Origin of the sequence: Aquirufa sp. (assembly GCF_044239315.1) — a bacterium.
Classification (GTDB): Bacteria; Bacteroidota; Bacteroidia; order Cytophagales; family Spirosomataceae; genus Aquirufa.
Map to the genome: position 1 here is coordinate 1 of NZ_JBIIBQ010000036.1, position 17,273 is coordinate 17,273.

General features: G+C 42.7%; 12 protein-coding genes. 1 reads left to right on the forward strand and 11 read right to left on the reverse strand.

Features of this window, described 5'->3' with window-relative positions:
- The 5 genes from ACILP5_RS10715 to gcvP form a co-directional block, all read right to left on the reverse strand.
- The coding region (locus tag ACILP5_RS10715; protein WP_395618643.1) for a 3-hydroxyacyl-CoA dehydrogenase family protein at window positions 1-887 on the reverse strand (887 nt) is incomplete at its 3' end.
- A gap of 220 nt (window positions 888-1,107) precedes the next feature.
- Complete coding sequence (locus ACILP5_RS10720) at window positions 1,108-3,348, reverse strand: hypothetical protein (RefSeq protein WP_395618644.1); 2,241 nt, start codon at window positions 3,346-3,348, stop codon at window positions 1,108-1,110.
- Window positions 3,317-4,498: an exo-alpha-sialidase gene (locus ACILP5_RS10725; RefSeq protein WP_395618645.1), complete on the reverse strand. Its 1,182-nt coding sequence runs from the start codon at window positions 4,496-4,498 to the stop codon at window positions 3,317-3,319. The genes ACILP5_RS10720 and ACILP5_RS10725 overlap by 32 nt, the downstream gene beginning before the upstream one ends.
- 10 nt (window positions 4,499-4,508) lie before the next feature.
- Window positions 4,509-5,792 (reverse strand): hypothetical protein, encoded by a 1,284-nt coding sequence (locus ACILP5_RS10730; RefSeq protein WP_395618646.1) that lies wholly within the window; start codon window positions 5,790-5,792, stop codon window positions 4,509-4,511.
- 256 nt (window positions 5,793-6,048) lie between these two features.
- On the reverse strand, window positions 6,049-8,895 hold the full coding sequence (gcvP, locus tag ACILP5_RS10735; RefSeq protein ID WP_395618647.1) for an aminomethyl-transferring glycine dehydrogenase: 2,847 nt from the start codon (window positions 8,893-8,895) through the stop codon (window positions 6,049-6,051).
- 103 nt (window positions 8,896-8,998) lie between these two features.
- Here gcvP and ACILP5_RS10740 point away from each other — a divergent pair, with 103 nt between their 5' ends.
- Entirely contained in the window at window positions 8,999-10,597 is a 1,599-nt protein-coding gene (locus ACILP5_RS10740; protein ID WP_395618648.1) for a M28 family peptidase, read from the forward strand.
- A gap of 142 nt (window positions 10,598-10,739) precedes the next feature.
- On the opposite strand, the gene ACILP5_RS10745 is transcribed toward ACILP5_RS10740, so the two are convergent.
- The 6 genes from ACILP5_RS10745 to ACILP5_RS10770 form a co-directional block, all read right to left on the reverse strand.
- Window positions 10,740-12,881: a DUF4954 family protein gene (locus ACILP5_RS10745; protein WP_395618649.1), complete on the reverse strand. Its 2,142-nt coding sequence runs from the start codon at window positions 12,879-12,881 to the stop codon at window positions 10,740-10,742.
- Between the two features lie 16 nt (window positions 12,882-12,897).
- Entirely contained in the window at window positions 12,898-13,293 is a 396-nt protein-coding gene (locus tag ACILP5_RS10750) for a VOC family protein (RefSeq protein ID WP_395618650.1), read from the reverse strand.
- Window positions 13,293-14,345, reverse strand: a complete 1,053-nt coding sequence (locus ACILP5_RS10755; protein ID WP_395618651.1) for a glycoside hydrolase family 130 protein — start codon at window positions 14,343-14,345, stop codon at window positions 13,293-13,295. Before ACILP5_RS10755 ends, ACILP5_RS10750 begins: the two co-directional genes overlap by 1 nt.
- 73 nt (window positions 14,346-14,418) lie before the next feature.
- A complete protein-coding gene (locus tag ACILP5_RS10760; RefSeq protein WP_395618652.1) occupies window positions 14,419-15,087 on the reverse strand; it encodes an outer membrane lipoprotein carrier protein LolA in 669 nt (222 codons plus the stop codon).
- The gene (locus ACILP5_RS10765; protein WP_395618653.1) at window positions 15,084-15,929 is read right to left on the reverse strand and encodes an ABC transporter permease; all 846 of its coding nucleotides are present in this window, start codon (window positions 15,927-15,929) and stop codon (window positions 15,084-15,086) included. Before ACILP5_RS10765 ends, ACILP5_RS10760 begins: the two co-directional genes overlap by 4 nt.
- The gene (locus tag ACILP5_RS10770; RefSeq protein WP_395618654.1) at window positions 15,926-16,837 is read right to left on the reverse strand and encodes an ABC transporter ATP-binding protein; all 912 of its coding nucleotides are present in this window, start codon (window positions 16,835-16,837) and stop codon (window positions 15,926-15,928) included. Before ACILP5_RS10770 ends, ACILP5_RS10765 begins: the two co-directional genes overlap by 4 nt.
- Between the last annotated feature and the right edge of the window lie 436 nt (window positions 16,838-17,273).

A 17,273-nucleotide genomic window follows, 5' to 3' on the forward strand; every position in this document is an offset into this window, starting at 1 on the left:
CATTTGTTTTCGATTAAACGCTGCAGCATTACCGGTAAGTTGAAAATTTCTTTGCTTTCGTCGTTTACGAGTGCCGCTTTTAAATTGTTCGCCACGTGAACCGTGGTATCTAAGCCGACCACATCCGAAAGGCGGAAGGTTCCCGATTTAGGGCGACCTACGACTTTAGAAGTTAATTTATCGACTTGCTCCACCGTTAAGCCTAATTCCTCTACCACTTTCATCGTCTGCATCATCGAATAGACGCCGATACGGTTTGCGATGAAGGCAGGTGTGTCTTTGCAAAGCACGGCCGTTTTACCTAATTCGGTTTCGCCGTAGCTTAATAGGAATTCGATAATGGCAGCATCCGTTTTAGGACCTGGAATCACTTCGAATAAACGTAAGTAGCGGGGTGGGTTGAAGAAGTGGGTTCCGCAGAAATGTTTTTGGAAATCTTCACTTCTACCTTCTGACATCAAATGAATCGGAATACCCGATGTATTCGAGGTAACCAAGGTGCCCGGTGTACGGAACGTCTCTACTTTTTCGTAGAGTGATTGTTTGATGGCTAGGTTTTCTACGACTACTTCCATGATCCAGTCCGCTGAACTGATTTCAGAAAGGTTGTCATCGAAGTTGCCTAGCTTGATGTTATTCGCAAAGCCCGACGCGTAGAGCGATGCGGGCTTTGCTTTTATAGTTTGTTGAAATGCTGCGTTGACGATTCGGTTACGTACCGAAGGGTGTTCTAAACGAAGACCTTTGGCCTCTTCCTCTGGGCTCAAAGTCTGTGGTGCAATGTCCAAAAGAAGGACCTGAACCCCAATGTTTGCGAAATGACAGGCTATTCTAGAGCCCATAATTCCTGAGCCTAAAATGGCTACTTTTTTAATGGCACGATTCATATCTACGTTTTTAAATCTCGATGTGTAAATATAAATAAAAGGAATTATGTTATGCAAGCATACTATATTTTATTTATGTAAAAAAGGCATGTTGCATCGGTTCATACACTAACAAATCTAAATCGAACCGTTTTAATCAACTTGATATGTTGGATTTTTTGACTCGATTAGTATCCAGTTAAATCACTTTGTTATTTACTAACTGTATTATTCACTGCATTTATTGACCCTTTACTGGCGCACTGATCACTTGTAAATACCTTCCCATCCAATAAGGTAATAACCAAATATCCCCCGCGCTATGTTCAGAAATTCCATTTCCAGTTTTGCGATCTAATGTAAACATATTGGCATTATGACGTTGAATCGGTCGTTCATCGGGAGGCAAGACTTCCTTGGTAAATTGCTTGCGAAAGTTAGGGGCTAAAAGTTCGATGTCTTTGCGGTGGCTATTCTCAATTGCCCAATCGACCATGTCTAGCGGATGTTCCCGTAAATACCACGCCGCTTCCGCTAAATCAAATCTTGACGTTCCCGTCAATGCCGTGAAAATATTCCAAGCTCCCTCTTTTTCAGGTCTTTCAATTTCCCAATGATCGATGATGGCCTTTTTGAAATTAGCCCGCAAGGTATCGTTAAAGGCATAGCGAATTAAGCCCCAGTATCCCACAAAATACATTTCGTCATCTGAATGATTCCAAGCATCAGAAAGATTTTTTGCGTGTAGATCTGCATTATCAGGGGCAAGGCCTATTTGATTCATTGGACGCATTAAATTTTCAAAATACCCATGCTTTTGCATAAGCTCAAAAGCTTTTTCCTTGTATATCGGTTTTTTCGTAAAGTGATAAGCCGTCTGCAACATCGAAATAATATTCGATGAGTTTAATTTTCGATCTCCAATATTGGTTGGGAAACCATTTACATACGACGGATTCCAGCGCCCCCATAAGGTAGGTTTTCCATCATAGTCAATCAAATACCACTTATTTTTGATGATGTGCGACATCAAGGTATCCATCAATACAATGGATCTTTTTTGTAAATCGGGTACGTTAACTAATTCCGCTAATGCCCCAAAGGCAAACATATGCCCAATCACCTCGTCCGAGGATGTCGTAGATTTCCAATCCCATGCGGCATCCGATGCATGTTGCCAGCGCTCAGGATCTGAAAGCTGGGATACATAGCCACTACGCTCATATGACCGCGCAGGAAATCCCGGTACCGAGGTGATTGTGTATAATCTTTCCATTGCTTCAAACGCCTCACGAACATTCGCTAAGGCATCCGCTTCCTTGGTCACGGCATACCTGAATATCTCCGCTCCCAAATACATCGAAGTCCATAATCCGTCATTATCTGAATCTGCCAAATACCCTGTGGTGATATTCCCGTGATCCATTTGACTCAAACTCGCATTAAATCCATGTCTGATATGCCGCTCGCGTACCTGTGTCTCAAAGTACATCGCTTTTTCGTGTAAAGTCATCGACTTAACGTGTAGTTGCGCTAGTCCCGTCTTTGTTAGGATTAGAACGGATTGATTTGGGCCAGCATTGATTGCTGTAACTTCATTATTCGGAAGCCAGCGCTCTCCCTGATAATAATCAAATTTCCCCTCTTTGCGCAATACAAATGCACCATTAGTGGACCCAAACCATATTTTATCTCCCATGATTTTTACGGCTGTAATGGCTAGAACTGGTATTTTTTGTTGTAGCGCCCCCACTTTTTTCGTCGCCAAATCTACCGTAAAAAAACCTTCACTGCTTCCCACAACGGCCTTATTTCCCCGTACATCAAAAGCCGTAAGTTTGTTTCCTGGTATCCATAAGGCTAATTGACCCGTTTTGGGGTCAAATCGATGAAGTCCATTGGATGCCAACACCCAAAAATACCCTGTGCTGGGATCGAAGCCAAGCGCACTTATTTGATCTCCGTCTATACGGGATTTAAAAAGTGTTTTAGAGTTATGCACGAGATGTAGGGAAGTTCCATCGCTGATTAAAATTGAAAAGTCATTTCCGCCTGCACCCATAGAAGCGCCTGGTAATTCATGTCTCGATTGTAATGTTCCTGCCCATGCATGGCTGAAGATTGATTTGTCATCCAAAAAGACAAATTGGTCAGCATAAGTGAAAAGGTGCTGGATTTTTTTAGAGCCGCTGGTTCTGTTTCGCTGATCGGATACTAAAGTTCCTGGATATAAAAATTGGCCTGCATGAGGCAACATCAATCCAGCGGAACTAAAAATTTTGATGGATCCATTCCGGTCGGCAGCGACTGATTTTAACTGCAATGGGTTATCCTTGGTATAGTATTTGACGCTATAATCTTGCCAAAATGGTTTATCTACATAAACGGGTTGGGTAGATTTTTTTTGTCCGTAAACACATGAAGCTAAACACAGAAAGAGTATGGCTAGCTTACTTGATTTTTGTAGGGTCGAGTACCACATATTTAATCGATTTTTGATTTGTGCCTATGTGAGAGGAGTAGGTCATTCGCACCATGCCATCTGAAGTTTGAAGTAGGCTTGGGTAGGAAAAGCTTCCCTTACCTGGTTCTACCTGTTCAATGGGTATTTTCCACGCCCAACTTTTCCCTTCATCTGCTGAAAGATATAATTGCAAGCGGTACCGACCGTCTTTAATGTCATTCCCCAGAAATGCCAAACGTCCATCTTGCAAGGCCAACAATTCAACACTCGCCGTATTCGGGATATCGGTTTTGATGGTGGGTGTCCAGCTTTCGCCTTGATCGACCGACTCACTCAGGTGTACCCGTGCTGGGTCATCCCCACTATCGCGCATCATGGCTAAAATATGTCCATTTTTTTTGAGAACCAAAGCAGGCTGAATGGGGCCACGGCCCACGACTGGAAGGCTGGGACGCCAGGTGCTTCCTTGGTCATCTGAAATGGCCATAATGGATAGGTTAAATCCGTCTGAGTACAAGGGCAACACAATGCGATTTTCGCCGATCAATAGCGGTTTGATGCGCGTCATCCAACCTAAATTTCGCTTCATTGGATCTATTGCAGCGGCATTGATCATCTCGTCGTACTTCGGCGCATAACCAGACCAGCCTATTCCATGGCTAGGTAACTGTTTAAGTTTTGCGGCGATCTCTTGGGCAAAGCGGTCATCCATTTTTAATAAAATATTGTCTTGCCATTCCCAAATAGGGGCACCAGATGCCGTGTAGTTGGTGGATGTTTTAACACGCAAAATGGATTGTTCCCAGCGATTCGATTGTACGGCAATCCAGACCAAGAATAATTTTCCTTTTTGGTTTAAAAATAAGACTGGATTGCAATCGGGCAAATTAGGGGTATCTGCCATTAAAAAAGGTTCACTCCATACCTTAGATCCTTTGGAGAGTCGGGCTCCCATCAATTTTACATCGTCTGAATTTCGTTCACCGTTCCCATAAAACCAGACTGACAGAAGATCTCCGTTGGGTAAAGCGACTAAGCTACTTCCGTGTACATGTTTATCCTGTGCAGGGAAAATAAGCATGGATGATGTGATGGGGCTGATATTGTTTTGGGCGAATAAACCCATCGAACTGCCCAATAAAATGGTTATAAGGACTAATTTGTGCATGCAAGGTAGATTAATTTTGTGGCTTGGGACTTTCCTTCACTAATTTCAAGGCTTGCTCCATGTAGATTTCGGCGGTCATTTCACCCAATGAAGTTTGAGAGACGTATTCGTAGCGTTTGAAGGAATTGAAGTCAACTTTGGCTAACATATAGCCAAATGCATCATTTGTCAAACCAAATAAAAAGGGCATCGTGCTATTCATATTTCGTTTCACATAATAGCCTACATTGGGTAATGCTTCTCCGGGTACGGTTAAAATTTGTGCTGGTCCGATATTCAAAAGATTGAGTTGGGTCGTCACCTGATTATCTTTTCCACCCTCGAATTGTAAGGGTGATTTTTTCAGGATGTACCGCATGATTTCGGAATCAATAGGGAATGAAATTTTTCGCGAAGTACAATACAAGGAAGGGTTCGTCAGTACGGGTGCCGCCGCTACAATGCGCATCGCTTCATCAGCTAATAGTTCGCCGATGCGAATGCATTCCTCCCAGGTATTCGCCTCTTTTTGATTTTGGCCTTCTTTCACATATTCCAAACGGGTATCAGCGGTTACCATTCCGCCCTGAGCTCCATTCATGAATAAGGCGATACCGCCAATAGTCGATTCAATTTTTTGATACATAGGCCCAATCATGTCGGGGCTTAAAATACCTCGGCTGTTCCCTAATACTTCTGGATGGACGGCATAATTAACTAAGGTTGCAATGGGTTTTCCCACGTTTGGACCTGAAGTTGCTGTGGCTTGAATTACGCCACAACGGGGATCATATAAAGCGGGAGCATAATAATTATAGGCTATTTTACCCTTTGCTTCCCCCATGGCTACCTTTAAAGTAGCAGGTTGTAAGCGGGCTGTTGCCTCATTTACAGCATCAGCAATTTGCTTTACACACCAGTCTAAATACTTCAAATCGGCATAGCTTTTTCCGGACATGTCTGGAAAACCATACGCATCAGGTGCGCTGTGAGTATGTGTGGCTCCAATCAATACATTCTCAGGCGCGATACCTTTAATTAGGGCACGGGAGCGGTTGCCTAAGATCGATGTCCAGCCCAGATTGTCGACATTCACAATGGCAAATCGCGTGTTTCCTTGTTCAAAGACCATGGCGCGTGCAAATAGATCACCGCGCTTTTCTGTAACAGGATGTGGAACCCCAATTCCTCCTGAAACAGGTAGGAGTGGATCGGGTGTGATGACCCGGAGTGCAGCGCCAACGCGTATTTGCTGCGCTTGAGCAGCCAACTGAATCAATAGAAATAGGCAAAAATAGGGGAGTCGATTCCGCATGAAAATGAAACAAAAGAAGGTGGTTAAATAGGTTTAGTTGTGGCTAATTTAGGAAAAATTCTAAATAGTTTGTGCTATTGTAGTAAGATGAGAAAATGGCTGTAAGTATTGTAAACATAATACGAGAATAAGATAGTAATCAATGAATTAGCAATTCGACTAGGACTTTTGCTACTCCTGCCGTAAAATAAGAAAACCACCTCGTTTGAGGTGGTTTTCTGGTGGTCCCATTAAGTGACTCCTTTTAGAATTAATTCTACATATAACTCTCCATCGGCTCGCAAGCACAAACTAAGTTGCGATCGCCATAAGCAGAATCGATGCGTGAAACCGTAGGCCAAAACTTATTCGCCTTCACATACGATAACGGGAATACCGCTTTTTCGCGTGAGTAAGGACGATCCCAATCGCCTAATAAAACAGCTGATTGTGTGTGTGGAGCGTGCTTTAATACGTTCGACGCTTTGTCCGCTTTGCCTTCTTCGATTTCGCGAATCTCGGCGCGAATGCTTAGAAGTGCGTCACAGAAACGATCTAATTCATCTTTGTTCTCTGACTCAGTAGGCTCAATCATTAAGGTTCCAGCTACTGGGAAAGAAAGGGTAGGTGCGTGGAATCCGTAATCCATTAGACGTTTCGCGATATCCTCGGCCTCTACGCCAGCGGATAATTTGAACGGACGGCAATCTACGATCATCTCATGTGCACTACGGCCTTGTGTTCCTGTATATAGGATACTAAATTCTTTTTCTAAACGCGCCTTGATGTAGTTCGCATTTAAAATCGCAATTTCTGTTGCCGTAGTTAAACCATTTCCTCCCATCATCGCGATGTAAGCGTAGGAGATCGCTAAAATACTGGCAGATCCCACTGGAGCAGCAGAAACAGCACCCGAAGTTCCGTCATGTATGTGTCCTGGTAAGAAAGGAACTAACTGTGGCGCCACTCCGATAGGTCCCATGCCTGGGCCACCACCTCCGTGAGGGATACAGAACGTCTTGTGTAAGTTTAGGTGACAAACGTCTGCTCCGATGCGTGCAGGGGAAGTTAATCCCACTTGAGCATTCATGTTTGCTCCGTCCATATAAACCTGACCTCCATTTTCGTGGATGATCGCGCAAATCTCTTGAATCGTTTCCTCAAAAACCCCGTGCGTACTTGGGTACGTGATCATTAGGCAAGAGAGGTTGTCTTTGTGTTCTAAGGCTTTGGCCTTTAAATCAGCCATATCAATATTTCCACTCGCATCGCAAGGAGAAACAATTACCTTCATTCCTGCCATAACCGCTGAAGCAGGATTTGTTCCGTGCGCTGATGATGGGATGATCGCAATATCACGGTGGTGATCACCGCGAGATGCATGGTAAGCACGAATCGTCATAAGACCTGCATATTCGCCTTGTGCTCCAGAGTTCGGTTGCATCGACATTTTAGCAAAACCCGTAATTTCACATAACCACTCATTCAAATCAGCTACTAATTGCTGGTAGCCTTTTGTCTGTGAAGCAGGCGCGAATGGGTGCATTTTGCCTAATTCTGGCCATGTTACCGGAATCATCTCCGTCGTTGCATTCAGTTTCATCGTACATGAACCTAAAGAGATCATCGAGTGAACCATTGATAAATCTTTCGACTCTAATGATTTCAAATAACGTAACATCCCGTGCTCGGAATGGTATTTATTGAAAACGCTGTGTGTTAAGTAAGTAGACGTACGTGTTAGGGCTGCAGGGATTGCCCAGGCAACATTTTTCTCTGACGTTTTTGCTCCTTTTAACGTCTCGAAGAACGAGATGATCTCAATCACATCAGCTTCTTGTGTTGTCTCATCTAAGGAGATGCTCGTGGTAGTAGCCGTATAACGTAAGTTGCGTGTTGCTTTTTCTGCCAAAACACGTAAGTCCGACGTTTGCGCACCCGTCTCAATCGTTAGTGTATCGAAATGGTGTGTATTCACTAAAGTGAAACCTAGTTTGCGTAAGTTAACAGCCAGTAATTCCGTTAACCCATATACCTTTTCTGCAATTTTCTTTAAGCCTTGTGGACCATGGTAGATCGCGTAGGAAGCGGCCATGATTGACAATAAAACTTGTGCTGTACAAATATTAGACGTCGCTTTTTCGCGGCGAATGTGTTGCTCACGTGTTTGAAGCGCCATGCGTAGCGCTCGGTTTCCTTCTGCATCTACCGAAACCCCGATGATACGACCTGGAATATTACGCTTGTATTTTTCTTTCGTTGCAAAGAATCCAGCGTGTGGACCTCCAAAGCCCATCGGTACCCCAAAGCGCTGAGAAACTCCTACTACCGCATCGGCTCCCATTTCACCCGGAGGCGTTAATAATGTCAAGGCTAATAAATCTGCTGCAACAACTACTTGTAAGCCGTTTTCTTTCGCAGCCGCGATTAAAGCGGAATAATCAAATACTTCGCCATTCGAAGCAGGGTATTGCAACATCATTCCATAGAAACGCGCGTCGGTTACGTCGAAATTGCGGTGGTCACCTACGACGATTTCAATGCCGATAGGTTCTGCGCGCGTCTTTAATAAGTCAATCGTTTGTGGTAAGCATAATTCGGACACGAAATAAGCCTCGGCTGAATTGCGTTCTGCTGGACGTTGGCCATATAACATCGTCATGGCTTCCGCTGCCGCCGTTCCTTCATCTAAAAGGGATGCGTTCGCTAATTCCATGCCGGTTAAATCGATGATCATCGTTTGGTAGTTTAACAACATCTCCAAACGACCTTGTGCGATTTCTGCTTGGTAAGGCGTGTAAGCCGTGTACCAAGATGGATTTTCTAAAATATTTCTCAAAATGACCGTAGGAACAATCGTGTCTGAGTAACCTAAACCGATATGTGATTTGAAGATCTGGTTTTGGCCCATCATCGCTTTGAAATCACGCAAGAACGCGAATTCAGATTTCGGTTCTGGCAAACGAAGCCCTTGTGTTAAGCGAATTTTCTCAGGGACAGTTTGTTGAATAAGTGTATTTAAACTATCTACGCCAATGGTTTTTAACATGGCTGCTATATCAGCTGCATCTGCATTGTTATGACGTAAAGAAAAGTCTTCCTGATAAGTGTAATTTAAGGTCATGAATGTTGAGAATTTGGATAAGAAAATCGCCACAAATTTAATCTTTTTTTAGCGATTTATTTTTAGATTCTTAACTTCGCTTTCTTAAATTTTGTTTCGAAAAATGAAAAAAACTAACATCTACGTTTTAGGGCTATTTTTAGCTGCTAAATTAATCCCGATGAGCGCCATTGCTCAGGGAGATCCAGTTCCTTACGCGCTGTCTATCAGAGCGGATGATCTGAAAAAACACTTGACTTTTATCGCTTCTGATAGCTTAAAAGGACGTAATACGGGTTCGGCAGAACAATTAGTGGCTGCGAACTACATTGCAGACTCCTTCAAGAAATCAGGCATTGCGCCAGTGAATGGGTCTTATTTCCAAAAAGTGGACCTAGTAAACCGCGCCTGGACGAACGTTTTCTTTACTTCTAAAGGAAAGAAATACGAATACTTAGTCGACATGATGGCGAGTGCTTTAGCGCCAGTGGCGGCTAATTCAAAATTCCCAATGGTATTTGCTGGCTTTGGGGTTCAGCAAGGTGGCTATACGGATTTTGATAAATTAAATGCCAAAGGAAAAATGGTTTTAGCCTTTGAAGGCGAAGCCAAAGATGCCGCTGGTCTTTATGTACTTTCTGGTTCGAAGGACCCATCCGTTTTCGGTAAAGGCGATGGTTGGAAAGAAAAATTAAAGCGCGCACAAGCAGCTGGAGCGAAAGGTTTGATCTTGATCGCGGATCGCGATACAAAAACTTTTGGCAACCAAGTTCGTCAACGTCAAGCGATGATGAAACGTTTTGGAAACGAGCGCATGGCCTTTGCTGATGCAGCATCCGCAGCAAACGAAGCACCCGTTTTTGTCATTTCATCAGAGGCGGCGGCTGAATTGTTAGGCACGACAGAGGCGGAATTATTAGCCTATAAAGCTTCCTTAGCATCTGCGAAAAAATCAGTTGCCTCTAAATTCAAAGCAGCACCGATCGAAGTAACGATCGAAAGAACAGAGAAGCCAGTAGACACGTATAACGTAGTAGGTTACTTAGAAGGAACAGACAAGAAAGAAGAAATCGTCGTTTTAACAGCGCACTACGATCACATCGGAGTATCTGCAGACGGCCAAATCAACAACGGCGCAAACGATGATGGTTCGGGAACGGTAACAGTAATGGAATTAGCGGAGGCTTTCGGAAAGGCAGCAGCTGAAGGAAAACGTCCTCGTCGTAGCATCTTATTTATGACGGTAACAGGTGAAGAAAAAGGCCTTTTAGGTTCTGAGTGGTACGCAAACCACCCTTTATTCCCATTAAAGAATACAGTGGTCGACTTAAACACAGATATGACAGGTCGCTACGATGACGAGCACAAAGGAAAGCCGGATTACATCTACGAAATCGGTTCAGATAAATTATCGTCTCAATTACGTGAGGTATTAATCGAGCAAAACAAGAAGCACGTAGGTCTGGAACTAGATTTCCGTTTCAACGATCCGAACGATCCAAACCGTTTCTACTACCGTTCAGATCACTATAACTTCGCGAAATTTGGCATTCCAGTAGCTTTCTTCTTTAACGGAGTGCACGACGATTACCACATGCCAGGTGATGAGGTAGACAAAATTGAGTTTGACCAAATCCAAAAAGTAGGCCGTCTAGTGTTCTATATGGCGTGGGAAATCGCGAATAGAGAGCAGAGATTGGTGGTGGATTCTAACAAGCCATAAAAATGGTGTAGCCATTTTTATGGCTAGATTAGAGATAATAGAGTAGAGAGTATAGATTTTGACTTTACTATTTCTGAATTATTAAAAAAGGGGCGAAGGCCCCTTTTTTAATTCCATATCTCTACTCTGTACTCTATAATCTCTAAACTAACTTGGCCAGTTTCTCTCTAAACGTTACCGCTCTCACCTTCGCCTCCTGAATAAACTCATTATCCTTCACATCCCCGATCACCGCATCCAGTTCTTTCGCGTTACCAAACATGGCTAAACGGAATGGATCTTCGTAGTCTTTTGAACGAGAACGTTCGATGCCGGCTGTTAAGAAATCGGAGGTGACAATGGCGCGATCTATACAAGCAGGAATGTTTTCGAAAGCGTGTGGGTTAACTTGCAGTAGACCGTTGAGGGCATTTTCGAATTTTTGGTCTGGATAAAGTGCTGCTTGTTTTTCATAGAATTCGTGTACTTGCTTCCATCGGGTAATTTTGCCTGTTTTGATGTCACTTTTTAGACCTTGAATGAATCCAGAAGGTATCAATTGGCCTCCTAGGTTTTCCCATACTTGAATCGCAGTGGCATTCTTTAAGGTTGCTTGAAGAAGCTCAGAAGGCGATTTGCCAGGGTTTCGCTCGGAGGTGGCTAACCATTCTTTGGCCGCATGGTAATTCAATAAGTCATGGAAAATCTGGTAGGCTTTGTGCGCTTTCGCTATGCGCGTTCTGCGTTTCGTGTTTTCTATGCCAGTGGCGTAGATGGCTAAAGGATTTGAAGCATTTGCCGGGTCTTGTAACCAGGCTTTCCCGTCGCCGCCGCCTAAGGATTCAGAAACCCATTTTTCCAATAGTTTAATGGCTTGTAAGATTTCTGAAACGGTATCAGGCGCCAAGAAATCAAACTCGAGCAACATGTCTTTGTTCGTTCTTTGGTCTCTGGCCGCGAATTTCCATGCATTACGCGCTAGGGCGTACATATTGTACTGGAACCAATAGCCGGCAATAATCAATAATCCACCTTCAGTATCATCGTTTCCGATGAGCGAGAAGGGTAGGGGATTGTGAATTTCGCCTGGGTAATTGCCTTTTGAAATCAAATTAAACGAAGCGAATTTCGAATTGTGTTTTAAGGCTACGGATAAGCCAGGCCAAAATCCACGTCCCGCCTGTAATTCTCCATCCGCTCCACGTGAATTGTGGTTAGAACCGAGGGTGGCACCGGCGGCCATGTTACTTTGGCCATTTACGATTGCCGCACACAAGAACGAGTTGTTGTGGTGTTGTTCGTGGGCTGGAAAAATAAGCGAATTTAATACCTCACAGCAGGAAATAGTTGAATTACTTCCTAAGAAGGAGTTGATCAAACGCGCACCGTATTTTAGCTGAGAATGTGCCGCTAGGATAAAACGAACTGCTTTAACTCCGTAGAATATGCGGCAGCCTTCGTGGATTATTCCGTTGACGATTTCGCAGCCTTCACCTATTTGAGTGGAGGCTTCCGCATTTGAGATGATTGTTAAGTTCTTTAATTTATTCGCGCCTTTGATATAGGTGTCGGTGCCCATATTGACGTCTTTGATGATTCCGGTATTCTTGATGACGGTGCGATCGCCGATTTGGCCATAGAATCCTCGCTTTGATGAGAATTCTTGGATGGCCATTTCTTTGTATTTCGCCTGTAAAAGGCTGTCATCACGATCTTGCGTCCACAAAAAGGCATCTGCTGGTTTCATCCCCACGAATGGAATGACCTTGCGGCCGCCGTTTTCGTTGCCTAATTCCATCCAAATTCGGATACGTTCTTCCTCACCTTTCTTTACAATACCATTTCCAAATTTCGCCGTTGGTGTCGTCGCTAATTCGTTCACTTGGAGGATCATGACCTCATTTCCGATTTGGTAATGAGATAATAAATTCACGCGGTCGATGGCCACATTATCGCCAAAATCACAAGAAATCAAGGTGCTATTATACAGTCCCACCGGCATGCGCAGGTTTTTGAATTCTAAATAGCAACTTTCTAAAACCCCGATGCGATTTACCCCAAAAAAACGGCAATTCTTGACCAAATAAGGATTAAAGCCCTCTTTCACCCACACATCTTTCCAGTTTTCAGCTTCGTTCAGATTCGCCTCCAGGATACTAATTTCACGAGGAGCTAAAGCCCGGTAAGCGGCTAAGTCTAAAGAAGCATTTCGGTGGTCGAATTCTGTTTGGCCTTCTTCTAAATAAGCAGGGGTTACGAATTCAAATCCGAGTTTTGAAAGGGGTTTTTTATCAATTCTATTCATAATTCAAAAAATCAGATCATATCTCATAAAATTCAAGCGGCAAATCATCCGGATCAGCAATAAAGGTAAATCGCTTTCCGGTGAACTCATCGATGCGAATAGGCTCCGATATAATGCCTTTTTTGGTTAATTCCTGAACTGTAAGATCCAGGTTATTTACTTGAAATGCTAAGTGCCTTAAGCCCGTGCTTTCCGGCCTAGAAGGACGGGCTGGCGGATTAGGGAAGGAGAACAATTCAATCACATAATGATTATTAAGTGCTAAATCCAGTTTATAGGAATCACGCTCTTCACGGTACACTTCTCGTATAATTTCAAGCCCTAAATCCTTGGTGTAAAAGGCCTTAGAACGCGCATAATCTGAGCAGATAATGGCGATGTGGTGGACGCTATGTAAACCTAATGTGTTCATTATTTAATAGAAACAGCAATTTTAGAGTCAGCGGTTCCATAGTAAAGAAACCATTTTCCTTTAAAAGGAACTAAACCTTCCACGAAACACACTTCGTTCACCTCACCTACTTTTTCATAGGGTTGATTAGGCCAAATAAACGGCTCGTTTGTTCTTGCGATGACTTTAAAGGGTTTTTGTGCATCAAATAAAACTTGCCCAGCAGCATAGGTGAATATAGGGAAGCGAGCTTCGTTATAATTTGCCGCATTCGAACTGTTGTAAATCAGTAAAATGCCTTCTTTTTTAAGTAAGGCATAAGGTCCGGGTTCCACCAAACGGCTATCAAAATAGCCTGCACGAGGTTTTAAGACAGATAATCGAAAAGCGTTTTCTGCATTTTCCAAGATGTCCCAATGACGTAAATCTTTCGAAGTCGCCAAGAATAAGTCGGTATCACCAAAATACATATAATATAATCCATCAATCTGATGAGCTACTAAACGGCTGCCCTGCTGGACTGTAACAAGGGCCCCAGATTTAGACCAGGTATTCAAGTATTTTTCGGTCGTAAATAGGGGACCAATTTTCTCCCAGGTTTTCAAATCTTTCGAAAACGCACCGCACAAACGTGCGACTTTCCCGTCATATGAAGTATAGGTTAGGAAATAGCCACCATCCTTGGTTTCCACAATTCGAGGGTCTTCTATGCCACCTGGCCACTCAAAACCGCGGAATGCGTCATTTGATGGGAATAAAATAGGTTCCGGATATTTTTTGAAATGAATTCCATCTGTGCTCGTCGCTAATCCAATACGCGAAGTACCTACAGAATCTTGTGCACGGTAGAGTAAATGAACGAGGCCATTACGAACGAGGGCCGTTGGATTTAAGACGTTTTTATTTTCCCAGCCAACATTTTTACCGGTGATAGGATCTAGGAAACGGGCTTCTAAGGAGGGGGAAAGGATTGGATTTTCAGCGTCAGCTTTTTTGAATCCGGTCAGCTGCCAGTTTTGGGCATAGCTAGCTAGCGAAAAGCTTAAAAGCAAAAAGAGGTAAACGCCTTTCATTTTTTTTGATTTAGAAATCTAAATTACGAAAAAAGAACGAAAGCTGCCGGTAATATAGTACAAGAAAGGAGTTCTAGTCTTTGAAGATTTTGTCTTCGATTCCTTGGTTGATGACGTAATTCGTTAGCGACAGACGAATTTGGCCGGTTTTGCGTGTATTTACGGGTGTGACTGCGGTTCGATTAATATCGACGACCACGCCTTTAGGGATCTTGAATTTTTTCACATCTACCGTAATATTCAATTCAGATGGTAGTCCAAAGGCTTTTTCAGAGCCATATACATAGGTGGAAAGTACGGTTCCGTTGCTACGGGAGGTGATTTGAGACTTTAAAATCAAGTCGAGGGTAGGATCCACCCAGATTTTAGCTAAGACTATCTCACCTGAATCGTCCGTTGGTAAGAGTGTAATTGATTCTGTTTTAATACCATCGATGGCCTCGAAACCGGTAAATAAGGCATTGTAAGCAGATTTATTGCGCAGTAAGGCGGTTAAGTCGGTGAAACCTTTTTTGGGCAAAATAGCAATCCCCTTTGTGATCATGCGGAATTTTTCTGGTTGCTTAAAATAGATGGTCGCCTTTGCTGGCATAATCTTAATCAAGGGAATATCGGATTTTATCTGCGCCTCGACGCGGTAATCGCGCACTTTGTTCATCCGCGCTAAGACCTGTACAACGGTCTTGTTCGCATCCTGAGCAAACAGGGAAAAAGAAAGAAATAGAAATATTACGCGAATCATGATTGAATATCTTTTCGGTGGAAAGTATAGAGCGAAACAGAAATTAACACCACATTATGCGCCACTAATACCACACAGGAACGTAAGATGTCAGAAATAGGAAGCGGATCCTCGAAAAAGGAGCGCCAGGAAGCCATGTGTGTGGTAAACAAATAGGGTTTAATTGGATCGAAAACACGCACATCTAAGGTTCCTATAATCGTAAATAACAAGATAACCGACATGGTCGCCACGATAGGCCCGATGGAATTGTCTGTAAAGCAGGACAAGCAAATAGACAAGGAACTGACCGTAAATAACGCTAAAAACGCCACAGCAAATCCACCTAAATAACGCCAATTCACATCAGCTTCTTGCAAAATCACTAATCCATCTGAATTCAAAACCATCATGTCGCCCGTTCCAAACAACATTTTTCCTACTAGCACAGACATGATACCCATCCATAAAATGACAATGAAGGTATATATCCCACCAGCAATAAATTTAGACAACAAGAGTTGAACACGTGAAATCGGTTTCGTAGCTAGCATTCGAATCGTTCCCATCGCGGCCTCACCTGAAACTAAATCGCCAGTCACCAAGGCGACTAGTAGCGGAATTTGGACTAATAACATCTGAAGAATGATGAAGGCAACTAAATTACCATTCAACACATTGCCTTCGAAGGTCAACGTCTGCTCGAACGAGGCTGTCACAAAGGAGATGATCGACATTCCGTCTGCCTTCAAGGCAAATTGAATGACGCCAACTAACACGGTGATGGCGGCAAGGCCTAAATAGGACCTAGGCTTGAGTGCAATCTTAATTATTTCATTATATATGCTGTTAAACAGGATCATTGGTTCACGATTTTAATGAAATAATCCTCCAGCGTTCTTTTCGCCTCCAGGCTGTATATTTCGATATTTTGCTCAACGAGGTATTTGGTGAGCGTAGGAATTTCTGATTTTTCGATAGGAAATTGAATCGCTGAATCGCCTATACTTTCCCATGCTAAATTAGGTTTCCAAGCTAGCAAGGTGTTTTTAACAGATGGCATAGGGCTTGCTTCTAAGCGTAAAATCAGATTTTCGCCATTCATTAGTTCATTGACATTTCCCTCGACGATAGATCTGCCTTTGTTAATAATGACCATTCGATTACAGATCAGTTCAATTTCTGCCAAATTATGAGACGACAAAAGCACCGTTTTGTTTTGTTCGTTTTTTAGACGCAAAATCAAGTTTCGGATATCAATAATACCTTGTGGATCTAATCCCGTCGTAGGTTCGTCTAAAATGATCAGGTCCGGATTATGTAATAGAGTTTGCGCGATTCCTAACCGCTGTTTCATCCCGTGAGAAAAACCAGCAAATTTGTCTTTTTCGCGTCCACCTAAACCCACAAAATCTAACATTTTGTAGATTTCTTGCTTTGTGGATGGCTTTCCTGAGATGCGAGAGAAGATTTCTAGATTTCGGTAGGCCGATAAGTATTTGTAAAAATCGGGTTTTTCGATAATACTTCCGATACGCCCTAGAATGTATTCACGATGAGTGGAGATAGATTCTCCAAAAATTTCTATTGTCCCACTGTCCGGTGTAATCAACGAATTAAGGCATCGTATGCTTGTGCTTTTTCCTGCACCATTGGGACCTAAGAACCCAAAAACATCTCCTTTGTAAACAGAAAAGCTAACATCTGAGACGGCTTGGAAAGAACCAAATTTTTTCGAAAGGTGGCGGACCTCAATAATTTTTTCAGGCATAGTTTGTTAACACCTAAAAATGGAAAAAAGTTTTATTTTCAATCAATGAATGCAAGTTGAAGAGGAATTCTTCTCTTTTAGTAAAAATATTCTTCGATTTTGTTTTAAACAATAAAATTAATTATGGGATTAACATAATGTTATTTAATGGTTATTATTAAAAAAAATATTAAAAAAATTATATTTAATTGTGTAGAAAATAACAAAATATTTTTAATATTGTCTCCGTTAAACTTTGTCTGATAGTCTCTATTGGGCAAATGTTTAACATTCACTAAAACCTTTAATTTATATGAAAAACAATTTCTACGTAAGCAGAGTGGTCTTTCTACTGGCTTTGATGCTCACCTTGTCGTTGGTGGCATTTGGTCAAGACCGAAAAGTTGCGGGAACCGTTTCTGACGCTAAAGGCGGAGGAATTCCCGGAGTTTCTGTA